This window comes from Pseudomonas sp. B21-051, from assembly GCF_024748795.1.
Taxonomy (GTDB): domain Bacteria; phylum Pseudomonadota; class Gammaproteobacteria; order Pseudomonadales; family Pseudomonadaceae; genus Aquipseudomonas; species Aquipseudomonas putida_A.
Map to the genome: position 1 here is coordinate 675,660 of NZ_CP087166.1, position 13,916 is coordinate 689,575.

A 13,916-nucleotide genomic window follows, 5' to 3' on the forward strand; every position below is an offset into this window, starting at 1 on the left:
CTCGCCACAGGGTTGTGTGCATGTCAGTCGAGATCACCCATGACCCGCCCGGCAAAGCCGAACACCCGGCGATGCCCGGCGTACTCCACCAGCTCGACCTCGCGACTCTGCCCTGGCTCGAAGCGCACCGCGGTGCCGGCGGGGATGTTCAGGCGCATGCCACGGCTGGCGGCGCGATCAAAGGTCAGCGCGTCGTTGGTTTCGAAAAAGTGATAGTGCGAACCGACCTGGATCGGCCGGTCGCCGCTGTTGGCGACCTTCAGGCTGAGGGTGCGGCGACCGACATTCAGTTCGATGTCGCCGGGCTGGATCTGGTACTGGCCGGGAATCATGGCCGGGCTCCTTGCAGAATCTTGTAGTAGAGGGCGGTCGGGCGATAGGTGCCGTGCGGATCGCAGGCGTAGTCGGGAATTTCGCCGGCGCGGGTGTAACCCAGGGCCTTGTAGAAATCTTCGGCGGGGGAGCCGGCCTCGGTGTCGAGGTAGAGCATGCCACGCTTGTGCTTGGCCGCTTCGAGCTCCAGCGCATACATCAATTGCTGACCGAGGCCACGACGCCGCGCCTGTTCGCGCACCAGCAGTTTTTGCACCTCGGCACGATTGAGACCGTTGGCCTTCTGGCACAGACCCAACTGCACGCTGGCCTGCACCTCTTCATCCTTGACCACCACCCAGAGCAACACGCTGCCCTTGTTCACGTGTTGCTGCACTTCATCGAAGTAGGCGCGGGCCTGCGCGGCATCGAGGTCGGCCATGAAACCGACGCTGGCGCCATAACCCACGGCGTCGAGCAGCAGATCAATCAGGCCCTGACGATAGTGCGCAAAACTTTCCGCATTGACGCGTCGCAGTTGGGCGGGGTTCATCGCGTGTCACTCCTTGTTGGCGACCGGCGGCTGGGCGCCAGGGTTGAGAGTCAGTTGCATGAAGGTCAGATCGAGCCAGCGACCGAACTTGGTGCCGACTTGCGGCATTTGTCCGGTGATGCTGAAACCGGCGCGCTCATGCAGACGAATGGAAGCGGCGTTGCCACTTTCGATGGCGGCGACCATCACATGCTTGTCGCAGGCTTTGGCCCGCTCGATCAGCACGCTCATCAATTGCGGGCCAAGGCCATTGCCGCGCTGGTCGCTACGGACGTAGACCGAGTGCTCGACGGTATGGCGGAAACCGTCGAACGGCCGCCAGTCGCCAAAGGAAGCGTAGCCGAGCACCACGTTGTCGGCGTCGACGATCACCAGAATCGGGTAGGCCTGGGCCTGACGGGCGCTGAACCACGCCTGGCGGTTGCCGAGATCGACCGCCGATTCGTTCCAGATCGCCGTGGTGTTGAGCACCGCGTCGTTGTAGATGTCGCGGATTGCCGGCAGATCGGCGTGCAGGGCATCGCGAATGGTGTAGGTCATGGCGCGGCCTCAGACGATCGGTTGGTGAACGGTGACCAGTTTGGTGCCGTCGGGAAACGTCGCTTCGACCTGGATCTCCGGGATCATTTCCGGGATGCCTTCCATCACCTGTTCACGGCTCAGCAGGGTGGTGCCGAAGTGCATCAGCTCGGCCACGGTCTGGCCGTCACGGGCGCCTTCGAGCAGTGCGGCGGAGATGTAGGCCATGGCCTCCGGGTAGTTGAGCTTAACGCCACGGGCCAGTCGGCGTTCGGCGACGAGGCCGGCGGTGAAGATCAACAGCTTGTCTTTTTCGCGTGGGGTCAGGTCCATTTGTTTTCCAAATCTCGGCAGAAGAAAGTTAAGTCGTACACCCTGTAGGAGCTGCCGCAGGCTGCGATCTTTTGACGTTGATTTTTTACAGCAAGATCAAAAGATCGCAGCCTGCGGCAGCTCCTACAGGGGAGTGCATTTCAGGTATTCCAGATTCGTGGTGGCTGGGCCTCGCGGCCGAGCATTGCAGGGCGCAGCAGGCGCCACAGGTCGATCAGCCAGGCGCGGGCCAGCAGTGCCTCGCTCGCCAGGCAACGGGCAACCAACAGCCCCGGCAACTGGGTCAGATCGCCGCGCACTTCATGGCCCAGCGAACGGCAGTGCTCCAGCAGCTCTGCATCAATCTCGCCGGTGACCAACAGCGTGGCGAACACCGGATTGCCATCCAGTCCGATGGGCGAATCGAGCAAACCGTCATTGCCGCTGATGCGCTGACGCTCGTGCCAGAGCAACCGCCCGTCGCGGCGGATATCCAGATGCGCTTGAAAGTGTCCGAGGTCGAAGCGCTCGCCACTGGCCGGGCGACCCAGCGCCACCACGTCCCAGTAGAACAGCCGCGCATCGCCCTCAAGTTCGATCGAGGTGGTGAGTTCAGCCTGAGCGGCGCTGTAGACGATGGTTTCCTGCGGCAGCCATTCCAGCGTCGCGCCGGCCGCGACTTTCAGATCGAGTTGCTGATACGCCGGCCCCGCTGCGCGATACCACTTGGCCGCGCCGGGACTGGTGATCTGCGCCCAGGCATCCTGTTCGACGCGGGCGCTGATGTTCAGTCGATCACCCCCGGCGATCCCGCCCGGCGGGTGGACGATGATGTGCTGGCAGACTTCGGGGCCTTCGGCATACAGGTGCTTTTGCACCCGTAGCGGGCCGAGATGCCGGCGCTGTACCGGGCGCGTACAGTCGCCGAAGCGGGCGTAAGCCAGCTCCAGCTCGGCGTGCCAGCTCGGGGTAAACAGGGCAGTGGGAAGCGCTAAGTTCATGGTTTGTAATTATCGTTAGGAAGCTACAGATTAAATTGTTACCAGACCTCGTACACCCTCGGCCTCCATATTTTCACCTCGGCCCTGTTGCACGATCTCGCCCCGGGACATCACCAGGTATTGATCGGCCAGTTCCGCAGCGAAATCGTAGAACTGCTCGACCAGCAAAATCGCCATGTCGCCACGCGCCGCGAGCTTCTTGATCACCGCGCCGATCTCCTTGATCACCGAGGGCTGGATGCCTTCGGTGGGCTCGTCGAGGATCAGCAAACGCGGACGACTGGCCAATGCGCGCCCGATAGCGAGCTGCTGTTGCTGACCGCCGGAGAGGTCGCCACCGCGGCGCTGCTTCATTTGTAGCAGCACCGGGAACAATTCGTAGATGAAACTTGGGACTTCTTTCGCTTCGCTGCCGGGAAACCGTGACAGGCCCATCAGCAGATTCTCCTCCACGGTGAGCCGGCCGAAGATTTCCCGGCCCTGTGGCACATAGGCGATCCCGGCGTGTACGCGCTGGTGCGGCTTGAACGTGGTGATCGGTTGGCCTTCCCAGTTCACCGCGCCTTCCTTGGCCGGCAACAGGCCCATCAGGCATTTGAGCAGGGTGGTCTTGCCCACGCCGTTGCGCCCGAGCAGGCAGGTGACTTCGCCGACTTTTACGTCGAATGAGAGGCCGCGCAGGATGTGGCTACCGCCGTAGTACTGGTGCAGCTTGTCGACTTGCAGCATTCTCAAAATCTCCTCAATTCCCTGTGTAGGAGCTGCCGCAGGCTGCGATCTTTTGATCTTGTTTTTAAGATCAGGATCAAAAGATCGCAGCCTGCGGCAGCTCCTACAGGGGACAATCTTCAGCGGCCGAGGTAGACCTCGATCACCCGCTCGTTTTCCTGCACCTGCTCCAGCGACCCTTCGGCCAGCACGCTGCCCTGATGCAGCACCGTCACATGGTCGGCAATCGAGCCGACGAAGCCCATGTCGTGCTCCACCACCATCAGCGAATGCTTGCCGGCCAGGCTCTTGAACAGCTCGGCGGTGAACTCGGTTTCGGCATCGGTCATGCCCGCCACCGGTTCGTCGAGCAGCAGCAATTGCGGGTCCTGCATCAGCAACATGCCGATTTCCAGAAACTGCTTCTGACCGTGTGACAGCAAGCCCGCCGGGCGATTGACCGAGGTGGTCAGGCGAATGGTCTCCAGCACCTCGCTGATGCGATCACGCTGCTCGCCACTCAGGCGTGCGCGCAAACTGGCCCACACCGACTTGTCGGTTTTCTGCGCCAGCTCCAGGTTCTCGAACACGCTGAGGGCTTCGAACACCGTCGGTTTCTGGAACTTGCGGCCGATCCCGGCCTGGGCGATCTGCACTTCGCTCATCTGCGTCAAATCCAGGGTTTCGCCGAACCACGCCTTGCCGTGGCTCGGGCGAGTCTTGCCGGTGATCACGTCCATCAGCGTGGTCTTGCCCGCGCCGTTGGGGCCTATGATGCAGCGCAGTTCGCCGACGCCGATGTACAGGTTCAGATTGTTCAAGGCGCGGAAGCCGTCGAAGCTGACGCTGATGTCTTCCAGGGTCAGGATCGTACCGTGCCGGGTGTCGAGGCCCGGGCCGACGCGCTGGCCGAGGCCGATCGAGTCACGGCTGGTGCCTTCGTCCTTGTTCGGCTCCACCGGGAAAAACGCCGGTTCGAGCATGAATTCAGCACTCGCAGTGACTCTCATTGTTCACCTCGTTTCTTCAGCAGGCCGATCACGCCTTTGGGCAAATACAACGTTACGACGATGAACAGCGCGCCGAGGAAAAACAGCCAGTATTCGGGGAAGGCCACGGTGAACCAGCTCTTCATGCCGTTGACCACACCGGCACCGAGCAACGGCCCGATCAGCGTGCCGCGACCGCCGAGGGCGACCCATACTGCCGCCTCGATCGAATTGGTCGGGGACATTTCGCTGGGGTTGATGATGCCGACCTGCGGCACGTACAACGCCCCGGCCAGACCGCACAGCACCGCGCTCAAGACCCAGACGAACAGCTTGAAACCGCGCGGGTCGTAACCGCAGAACATCAGGCGGTTTTCCGCATCGCGCAGTGCGGTCAGCACCCGGCCGAACTTGCTCTGCGCCAGACGCCAGCCGATGAACAGACTCGCCACCAGCAACAATACGGTGGCCAGAAACAGTACTGCGCGAGTGCCCGGTTCAGTGATACCGAAGCCGAGAATCGTGCGGAAATTGGTGAAACCATTGTTACCACCGAAGCCGGTCTCGTTGCGGAAAAACAGGAGCATCCCGGCGAACGTCAGGGCCTGGGTCATGATCGAGAAATACACACCCTTGATCCGCGAGCGGAAGGCGAAGAAACCGAACACCAACGCCAGCAGACCCGGCGCCAGTACCACCAGACACATCGACCAGATAAAGCTGCCGGTGCCGCTCCAGTACCACGGCAATTCCGTCCACGACAAAAAGGTCATGAACGCCGGCAAGCCATCCCCGGCGGCCTGGCGCATCAGGTACATGCCCATCGCATAGCCGCCAAGAGCGAAAAACAGACCGTGACCCAGCGACAGCAGCCCGGCGTAGCCCCAGACCAGATCCAGCGCCAGAGCGACGATGGCGTAGCAGAGGATTTTGCCGACCAGCGTCAGCGTATACGCCGAGACGTGCAGCGTGCTATCCGGCGCCAACAGCGAGAGCAGCGGCAGGGCGATCAGCAGCGCGAGGATCACCGCGCCGATGGCAAGGGTGACTTTTGGCCCGGCTTTTTGCGTGGCCGTGACAAGTAGAGGCTGGTTCATCAGTCGATCACCCGTCCTTTCAGTGCGAAGAGGCCTTGCGGACGTTTCTGGATGAACAGAATGATCAGCGCGAGGATCAGGATCTTGCCCAGTACCGCACCGATCTGCGGTTCGAGAATCTTGTTGGCGATGCCCAGCCCGAATGCTGCGAGCACGCTGCCGGCGAGTTGGCCGACGCCACCGAGCACCACTACCAGGAACGAGTCGATGATGTAGCTCTGACCCAGATCCGGGCCGACGTTGCCGATCTGGCTCAGCGCCACGCCACCGAGGCCGGCGATGCCCGAGCCGAGGCCGAAGGCGAGCATGTCGACGCGCCCGGTGGGCACGCCGCAGCAGGCAGCCATGTTGCGGTTCTGCGTCACCGCTCGCACGTTGAGGCCGAGGCGGGTCTTGTTCAGCAGCAGCCAGGTCAGCACCACCACGAACAAGGCGAAGGCGATGATTACGATGCGGTTGTACGGCAGCACCAGATTCGGCAGCACCTGAATCCCGCCGGACAGCCACGCCGGGTTCGCCACCTCGACGTTCTGCGCCCCGAACAGCAGGCGCACCAATTGGATCAACATCAGGCTGATGCCCCAGGTGGCGAGCAGGGTTTCCAGCGGTCGGCCGTAGAGATGACGAATCACCGTGCGTTCCAGCGCCATGCCGATTGCCGCCGTGACAAAGAACGCCACCGGCAGTGCGATCAGCGGGTAGAACTCGATGGCTTGCGGTGCGTAACGCTGGAACATCAGCTGCACCACGTAGGTCGAGTAAGCGCCGAGCATCAGCATCTCGCCATGGGCCATGTTGATCACCCCGAGCAGGCCGAAGGTGATCGCCAGACCGAGGGCCGCGAGCAGCAGGATCGAGCCGAGCGACATGCCGCTGAAGGCTTGACCGAGTACTTCGCCGATCAGCAGTTTGCGCTTGACCTGCGCCAGACTGGTTTCGGCGGCGGTGCGCACCCCGGCATCGCTTTCGACGCCGGGTTCGAGCAGGCCTTCGAGGCGCGTGCGTGCCAGTGGATCGCCAGTTTCACCGAGCAGGCGCACCGCGGCCAGCCGCACCGCCGGGTCGCTGTCGACCAGTTGCAGGTTGGCCAGCGCCAGGCTCAGGGCGGCGTGGACGTTCTCGTCTTTTTCGCCAGCCAGTTGCTGGTCGAGGAATTTCAGCTGCGCGGGTTTCGCGCTTTTCTGCAATTGCTGCGCGGCAGTCAGACGGGTTTTGGCGTCGGCGGCGAGCAATTGGTGGCTGGCCAGAGCGGTGTCGATCAGACCCCGCAGGCGGTTGTTCAGGCGCAGGGTTTTGGGTTGGCCGTCGACGGTCAGTTCGCCTTGTTGCAGGGCGTTGATCAGTTCGATGCGGGCAGGATCGGGCTGCGCGGCCCAGGCTTCCAGCAGTTTGGCCTGTTGCACCGGGTTGGCGGCGACGAAGTCTTCGGCGTCGCTGGCAAAGGCAGTCATCGGCAACAGCAGTGCCAGGGCCAGGATGAAGCGAAAAAGGGCGGTGGGCATATGCTTGGCCTTACGCGAACTTTATGTGAGGACTGGCTTTTGTGGCGAGGGAGCTTGTCGAATCGTCGCACCGTCCCGCTCGGCTGCGTAGCAGTCGTAACCTGATACACCGCGGTCAACGGATTTGGGGCTGCTTCGCAACCCAGCGGGAGCAAGCTCCCTCGCCACAGAAAACCATTTTCACAGGGAGTTGAGTCGGGCCCGGACACTTGTCAGGCCCAATGGCTCAGTTGCTCTTCACCGCATAATCCGGTTTCTTGTCGTTGCCATCGATAAACGGGCTCCACGGCTGGGCACGGATCGGACCTTCGGTCTGCCACACGACGTTGAACTGACCGTCGTTCTGGATCTCGCCGATCATCACCGGTTTGTGCAGGTGGTGATTGGTCTTGTCCATGGTCAGCGTATAACCGGACGGCGCGGCGAAGGTCTGGCCGGCCAGTGCTTCGCGAACTTTGTCGACGTCGGTGGACTTGGCTTTTTCCGCTGCTTGCGCCCACATGTGGATGCCGACGTAAGTGGCTTCCATCGGGTCGTTGGTCACCGCTTTGTCGGCGCCCGGCAGGTTGTGTTTCTTCGCGTAGGCCTTCCAGTCAGCGACGAACTTCTTGTTCACCGGGTTCTCCACGGACTCGAAGTAGTTCCACGCCGCAAGGTTGCCCACCAGCGGTTTGGTGTCGATGCCGCGCAGCTCTTCTTCACCCACCGAGAACGCCACCACCGGTACGTCGGTGGCCTTCAAGCCCTGGTTGGCCAGCTCTTTGTAGAACGGCACGTTGGAGTCGCCGTTGACCGTGGAGATCACAGCAGTCTTGCCGCCGGCGGAGAATTTCTTGATGTTGGCGACGATGGTTTGATAGTCGCTATGACCGAACGGGGTATAGACCTCTTCGATGTCCTTGTCGGCCACGCCTTTGGAATGCAGGAACGAGCGCAGGATCTTGTTGGTGGTGCGCGGGTAGACGTAGTCGGTGCCGAGCAGGAAGAAGCGCTTGGCGCTGCCGCCTTCTTCGCTCATCAGGTATTCAACGGCGGGGATCGCTTGCTGGTTCGGCGCGGCGCCGGTGTAGAACACGTTCGGCGACATCTCTTCACCTTCGTACTGCACCGGGTAGAACAGCAGGCCGTTGAGTTCTTCGAACACCGGCAGCACCGATTTACGCGACACCGAGGTCCAGCAACCGAACACCACCGCGACTTTGTCCTGAGTCAGCAACTGCCGGCCTTTTTCGGCGAACAGCGGCCAGTTCGACGCCGGGTCGACCACCACCGGTTCGAGCATCTTGCCGTTAACGCCGCCCTTGGCGTTGATCTCGTCGATGGTCATCAGCGCCATGTCTTTGAGCGACGTTTCGGAGATCGCCATGGTCCCGGACAACGAATGCAGAATCCCCACCTTGATGGTCTCGGCAGCCTGGACAGTCCAGGTCATGCCCATCGCGGCAATGGATGCCGTGAGTGTGAAAGCCTTGATCAAACTGCGACGCTTCATTGTGCGATCTCCATGAACGTTAAAGTTTTTTATGGTTGGCAGATGCGGACGACTGAAGGTGTGTTTTGCAAGGGCTGTGCCCGGTCGGGATCGGGCAGGAAAATGTCGGTTTAGAGCGGTTGCGCGTTGGCTGGGTGCACCACAAAGGCACGCGCACATAGCGTTGGTGCAGACAACCGCGCCAGATTGGGGCGCTCGCAATTCCTGTAGGAGCTGCCGAAGGCTGCGATCTTTTGACTTTGATTTCTAATGATCAACAGCAAGATCAGAAGATCGCAGCCTGCGGCAGCTCCTACAGGGGGATTGTGTTGTGTCAGCGGCGGCGCATCAGACCGATGAAGAACAGACCGCCGATAGCCGCGGTGGCAACGCCGATGGGCAGGTCTTCCGGGGCGATCATCGTGCGTGCTGCGACATCGACCCACACCAGAAACAGGCTGCCGAGCAGCACGCAGGTCGGCAGCAATCGGCGGTGTTCGGCACCCACCAGACGCCGGGCAATGTGCGGCACCATCAGCCCGACAAAACCGATCGAGCCACTGATCGACACCAGCACCCCGGTCATCAACGAGGCGATTACAAACACCCGCAGGCGCACCGCGCGGGCATTCAGGCCGAGGGTCACGGCGGTCTGTTCGCCGGCCATCAGTGCGTTCAGCGGTCGGGCCATGCCCAGCAGCAAAACCAGGCCAAGCAACACGCTCAGCGCGGGTATTGTCAGCAATTCCCAGCGCGCCAGACCGAGGCCGCCGAGCATCCAGAACATCACCGCCGAACTGGCGCGATGGTCGCCCATGAACAGCAGCAGGTTGGCGATCGCCATCATCACGAACGACACCGCCACGCCGCACAGCAGCAACCGGTCGCTGTCGAGCCGACCCTGACGGTTGGCAATGCCCAGCACCAGAAACATGCTCAGCAAGGCGCCGATGAATGCGGCAATCGGCAAGGTCAGCAGGCCGACGATTTCACCGATGTGCAGCACCACGATCACGGCGCCGAGTGTCGCGCCGGAGGTGACGCCGAGCAGGTGTGGATCGGCCAGTGGGTTACGCGTCACCGCTTGCAGCACCGCGCCGATCAACGCCAGCCCGGCACCCACCAATGCGCCGAGCAACATGCGCGGCACACGGATCAGCCAGACGATATGCTCCTGCCCGGCGCTCCAGCTCACCTCGCCGAAACCCAAGGCCTTGTGCAGGAGAATCCGCCACACCACGTCCACCGGCACCCGCGCCGGGCCAAAGCCCAGCGAGGCCACGCACGACACCAGCAACAGGGTGCCAAGGGCGGTGAGTAACAGGGCGTAGCGACGGTCGATCATTCGCCGTGGAATCCTTTGGCCAGGGTTTCCACCGCCAGCACGTTATCGATCCCCGGCGTGGCCTGCACGTAAGGGATGACGATGAAGCGCTGGTTCTTGATCGCATCGACCGCTTGCAGCGCCGGGTTCTTCAGCAGAAATTCGATCTTCTGCTCGGCAGTGATTTCGCTGTAGTCGACGATCACGATCACCTGCGGATTGCGCTCGACCACGGTTTCCCAGTTGACCCGGGTCCAGCTCGCTTCGACGTCGTCGAGAATGTTGCGCCCGCCTGCCGCATCGATCAGCGCCTGCGGCATGCCGAGGCGCCCGGAAGTCATGGCGCGGTCTTCGCCGCTGTCGTAGAGAAACACGCGCGGCTTGTCGGCGGGCAGGTCTTTGCGGATCTCGGCGACCTGATTCTGCATGTCGGCAATCAGTGCGTTGGCGCGATCCTGCACGTCGAAAATCTTCCCCAGATTGCGCAGGTCGTTGTAGGTGTCGTCCAGCGTCGCCGCCGGGCGCTTCATCACGAAGGCGCAGGACTCGGTCAGCTCATACACGTTGATGCCCAGCGGTTGCAGGGTCTGCGGGGTGAGGTCGCCGCCGACGCGCATGCCGTAATCCCAACCGGCGAAAAACAAATCGACGTTGGCGTTGAGCAGGGTTTCCACCGACGGATATTTCGCAGCCAGCTCCGGCAAACCGTCGAGCAGCGACTGCATCTCGGGCGTCACCGACTTCCAGCCGCTGACGCCGCTATAACCGGCCATGCGCGATTTGAGGCCGAGGGCGAGCATCATCTGGGTCATGTTGATGTCGTGGCTGACCGCGTGTTTCGGCGCCTCGCTGAAGGTCACTTCACGGTTGCAGCTGTGGATGGTCAGCGGGTATTTCGTGGCTTCGGCGAAGGCCTGGGCACTGCACAACAAAAGAGCGACACAAAGCAGGGAACGCACAGTCATGGTCGGGTAATCCAGGTGATTCGCGGGTAGCCGTGGAGGGGGTGGGAGTCGATCAGTGCTTCGACGCCGAACACGTCGCGCAGCAGCTCGGTGGTCAGTACATCTTGCGGCGTGCCGCTGGCGACGATGCGCCCGTGGTTGATCACGTACAGTCGGTCACAGAACGCGGCGGCCAGATTCAGGTCATGGATGCTGGCGAGGGTGCCGATCTGCAGGCGCTTGACCAGTTGCAGCAGTTCGAGCTGATAACGCGGGTCGAGGTGGTTGGTCGGCTCGTCGAGGATCAACAGTTGCGGCTGCTGAGTCAGGGCGCGGGCAAGGATCACCCGCTGCTTCTCACCGCCGGACAGGGTGGCGAACGCATGGTCTTCGAAGCCGTCGAGTCCGACGGATTTGAGCGCTTGCGTCGCCAGATTGCGATCTGCCAGCGTGTCGCCATCGAACAGGCCTTTGTGCGGCGTGCGGCCCATGGCGACCACTTCTTCGACGGTCAGGCCAAAGGCGTCGGGGAATTCCTGCAGGACCACGGCGATGCGTTTCGCGCACCAGCGCGAGGATTGCTTCCATACGTTGTGATGATCGAGTCTGACCTCGCCGCTTTCCGGCTGACTAAAGCGATAGGCGCAGCGCAGCAGGCTGGTCTTGCCGCTGCCGTTGGGACCGATCAGCCCGACAAACTCACCGGCGGCCACCTGCAATGAGGCATCACGCAGCTGGAACTGGTGATGGCAGTGGCCGTGGCCCAGAGGAGTCCAGGCGAGGTTGGCGAGATTTAGCGAGGTCATCAAATGCTCATGATGCTTGCCCCTGTAGGAGCTGCCGAAGGCTGCGATCTTTTGCTGTTGCTTTTAAAGATCAGGATCAAAAGATCGCAGCCTGCGGCAGCTCCTACAGGGGTTGGGTTAGAAGGTGTAATCCGCCGTGACGAAGAACGATCTCGGCTCGCCGAGAATCCACTGCTGGCCGGCATTGTATTGGCTTTGTGCGTACCGGCGGTCAAACAGATTGTTCACCTGCAGGCCGAGCGTGGTGTTGCGCAGGGCTTGCCACGACAGCGTCGCATCGACCACGGTGTAACTCGGCAGCTCATTACGGTTGGCCATGTCGGCGTAACGCGCATCGACATAACGCACACCGGCACCGGCCTTCAGGTCATCGGTAAGGTTTTTGTTCAGCCACAGATTGGCGGTTCGACGCGGCACATCCACCGGGCGATTGCCGTTGTACGACAGCGTCTGGCCATCGACCACTTCAGAGAAATCATCGTACTTGGCTTTGACGATGGCCGCGTTGGCCTGCAGCTGCCAGGCGTGCGGCAGTTGCAGATCGACGCTGGCTTCCAAGCCATTGGACGATTGCTGGCCGACCTGCTGCTTGAGCGTCGGGTTGCCCGGATCGTCAGTCAACAGCTTCTTCTTGACGATGCGATAGGCCGCCAGGGTGAACTCGCCGCGCTGATCCCAGAACAACTGCTTCATGCCGACCTCGGTCTGGCGTGCAGTCGACAGGTCGTATTGCTGTTGACTCGGGCTCAGGGAAATCAGGCCGCCGATGCCATCGGTACTGGTCGCAACCTGACCGTAGAACGAAGTCTCCGGCGTCAGGGCAAACACCAGTCCGGCCTTCCAGTTATTGCCGGTCAGGGTCTTGTCGCTGTGGCTGTCGTCGATCAGATTGTTGCGATCAACGTGTACGTAATCACGGCGCACGCCGGTCACCAGCGACCAGCGCTCGCTCAGTTGCGTGCGGTTTTCAGCGAACACTGACATCTGTTTTGTGGTGCTGTCGAACTGGTCGCGATACGGGTTGGCGCTTTCGAAATAGCCCGGTTGCGGGTGATACAGGTCCAGCGCCTGACCGTTCGGCAGCACGTCGTTGAACGGCGAGTTGCTGTTGAGCTGGAAGCGGATGCGGTTGTAATCGACGCCGGTCACGGTCTGGCTGTCGAGGCCGAACAGCGAGTGCTTGAAGGTGAAGGTCTGGCGGTCGCCGACCTGCTCTTGCTGATGGCCGATGCCGAAGTAGCCGCTGCGGCTGAGCTGTTGCGTGGCGGTGTCGAAGTTGTAGTTCTCGGCGTTCTGCCAGCGGCGCTGAGCTTTGAGGTAGTACAGCTCGTTGCTGGCACTGATTACGTCGTTGATTTGCCAATCAGTGGTCAGTCGTGTCCATTGATCGTTGTAGTGCTGCTGGTCGTCACGCACGTTGTAGTTCTTGTTGCGCAGGCTGTCCTTCAACTGGCCATTGATCAATGGCGTGCCGAAGTAGTTCTGTGGGCGCTGGTCGCCGTAGTCGTGGGCGAAGGTGAAGGCCAGGTCGTCGGTGGCCTGCCAGCGCAGGGCGGCACTGATGAAGTCGCTGGAGGAGTCACCCCGATCGACCCAGCCGTTGCTGCGCAGGCGATTGAGATTGAGGCGATAGCTCAGGGTGTCGCTCAGCGAGCCGCCGCTGTCGAACGCCTGCTGCTGGCTGTCGTAGGAACCGTAGCCGAGGCGCAGGTGGTTTTCGATTTCGCCCTCGAACGGCTTCTTCGGGATCACGTTGACCACCGCACCGGTCGCGCCTTCGCCGTACAGCACCGAGGCCGGGCCGCGCAGCACATCGACGCGCTGTACCGACCAGGTGTCGACCGGAAAGGTCACGGTTCCCATGCCGGTGTACATCCGATTGCCGTCATACAACTGCATCACCGAACTCTGCCCGGTAAAACCGCGTGCCTGCAACGAGGTGCCGCCATCGCCCGGCGTCCCGGTGCGGCTGATGCCAGTGCTGCGCGACACGGCGTCCTGCACGCTGCGATCACCACGGGCGCGAACCTGCTCGCCGCTGAGGCTTTCGACGCTGGCCGGAGTTTCCATGGCCGTCAGGTTCAGGCGCGAGCCGGCGCTGGTCGGCGTGGTCAGGCTGACGGTTTCTTCGTCAACCGCAGGGGCGGAGATGGTGCCGGTGGGCAGAGTCAACGGTTGGCCATCGGCGTTGGCGTTGTTCAGGGCAAGCAGGCAGAGGCTGGACAAGAGGTACTTGTTCATCGGGACGGTGAATCACTTCTTCAAAAGAAGCCCGCAACTTGTGGTTGCGGGCAGAACGGCACATTTGCGTTATACAGTAACACTAAAAAATGCCGGAGTTTAAGTCCCGGCAGTTTAAAGATCTGTCTGAAACGCGC

Annotated in this window: 14 protein-coding genes; all 14 read right to left on the bottom strand. The window is 61.8% G+C overall.

What is annotated here, in order from left to right; genetic code table 11:
- Positions 1-23: 23 nt before the first annotated feature.
- A complete protein-coding gene (locus tag LOY52_RS02945) occupies positions 24-332 on the bottom strand; it encodes an urease subunit beta (protein WP_007966984.1) in 309 nt (102 codons plus the stop codon).
- Positions 329-865, bottom strand: a complete 537-nt coding sequence (locus tag LOY52_RS02950) for a GNAT family N-acetyltransferase (protein WP_258678128.1) — start codon at positions 863-865, stop codon at positions 329-331. The genes LOY52_RS02945 and LOY52_RS02950 overlap by 4 nt, the downstream gene beginning before the upstream one ends.
- Before the next feature lie 6 nt (positions 866-871).
- Complete coding sequence (locus LOY52_RS02955) at positions 872-1,405, bottom strand: GNAT family N-acetyltransferase (protein ID WP_047600616.1); 534 nt, start codon at positions 1,403-1,405, stop codon at positions 872-874.
- A 9-nt stretch (positions 1,406-1,414) separates the two neighbouring features.
- A complete protein-coding gene (gene ureA, locus LOY52_RS02960) occupies positions 1,415-1,717 on the bottom strand; it encodes an urease subunit gamma (protein WP_007915951.1) in 303 nt (100 codons plus the stop codon).
- Positions 1,718-1,857: 140 nt separating this feature from the next.
- Entirely contained in the window at positions 1,858-2,697 is an 840-nt protein-coding gene (locus LOY52_RS02965; protein ID WP_258678129.1) for an urease accessory protein UreD, read from the bottom strand.
- Positions 2,698-2,727: 30 nt separating this feature from the next.
- Entirely contained in the window at positions 2,728-3,426 is a 699-nt protein-coding gene (gene urtE / locus LOY52_RS02970; RefSeq protein WP_225137313.1) for an urea ABC transporter ATP-binding subunit UrtE, read from the bottom strand.
- A 119-nt stretch (positions 3,427-3,545) separates the two neighbouring features.
- Positions 3,546-4,415, bottom strand: coding sequence for an urea ABC transporter ATP-binding protein UrtD (gene urtD / locus LOY52_RS02975; RefSeq protein ID WP_086794501.1), 870 nt, complete (start codon positions 4,413-4,415; stop codon positions 3,546-3,548).
- The gene (gene urtC, locus LOY52_RS02980; protein ID WP_258678130.1) at positions 4,412-5,491 is read right to left on the bottom strand and encodes an urea ABC transporter permease subunit UrtC; all 1,080 of its coding nucleotides are present in this window, start codon (positions 5,489-5,491) and stop codon (positions 4,412-4,414) included. Before urtC ends, urtD begins: the two co-directional genes overlap by 4 nt.
- Entirely contained in the window at positions 5,491-6,993 is a 1,503-nt protein-coding gene (gene urtB, locus LOY52_RS02985) for an urea ABC transporter permease subunit UrtB (RefSeq protein WP_258678131.1), read from the bottom strand. Before urtB ends, urtC begins: the two co-directional genes overlap by 1 nt.
- A gap of 226 nt (positions 6,994-7,219) precedes the next feature.
- On the bottom strand, positions 7,220-8,485 hold the full coding sequence (gene urtA, locus LOY52_RS02990) for an urea ABC transporter substrate-binding protein (protein ID WP_027613564.1): 1,266 nt from the start codon (positions 8,483-8,485) through the stop codon (positions 7,220-7,222).
- Positions 8,486-8,798: 313 nt separating this feature from the next.
- Positions 8,799-9,809 (bottom strand): iron ABC transporter permease, encoded by a 1,011-nt coding sequence (locus LOY52_RS02995; RefSeq protein ID WP_258678132.1) that lies wholly within the window; start codon positions 9,807-9,809, stop codon positions 8,799-8,801.
- The gene (locus LOY52_RS03000) at positions 9,806-10,753 is read right to left on the bottom strand and encodes an ABC transporter substrate-binding protein (protein WP_258678133.1); all 948 of its coding nucleotides are present in this window, start codon (positions 10,751-10,753) and stop codon (positions 9,806-9,808) included. Before LOY52_RS03000 ends, LOY52_RS02995 begins: the two co-directional genes overlap by 4 nt.
- Positions 10,750-11,538 carry an ABC transporter ATP-binding protein gene (locus LOY52_RS03005; RefSeq protein WP_258678134.1) on the bottom strand — a complete coding sequence of 263 codons (789 nt, stop codon included), beginning with the start codon at positions 11,536-11,538 and terminating at the stop codon, positions 10,750-10,752. Before LOY52_RS03005 ends, LOY52_RS03000 begins: the two co-directional genes overlap by 4 nt.
- Before the next feature lie 117 nt (positions 11,539-11,655).
- The gene (locus LOY52_RS03010; protein WP_258678135.1) at positions 11,656-13,779 is read right to left on the bottom strand and encodes a TonB-dependent siderophore receptor; all 2,124 of its coding nucleotides are present in this window, start codon (positions 13,777-13,779) and stop codon (positions 11,656-11,658) included.
- Positions 13,780-13,916 lie beyond the last annotated feature (137 nt).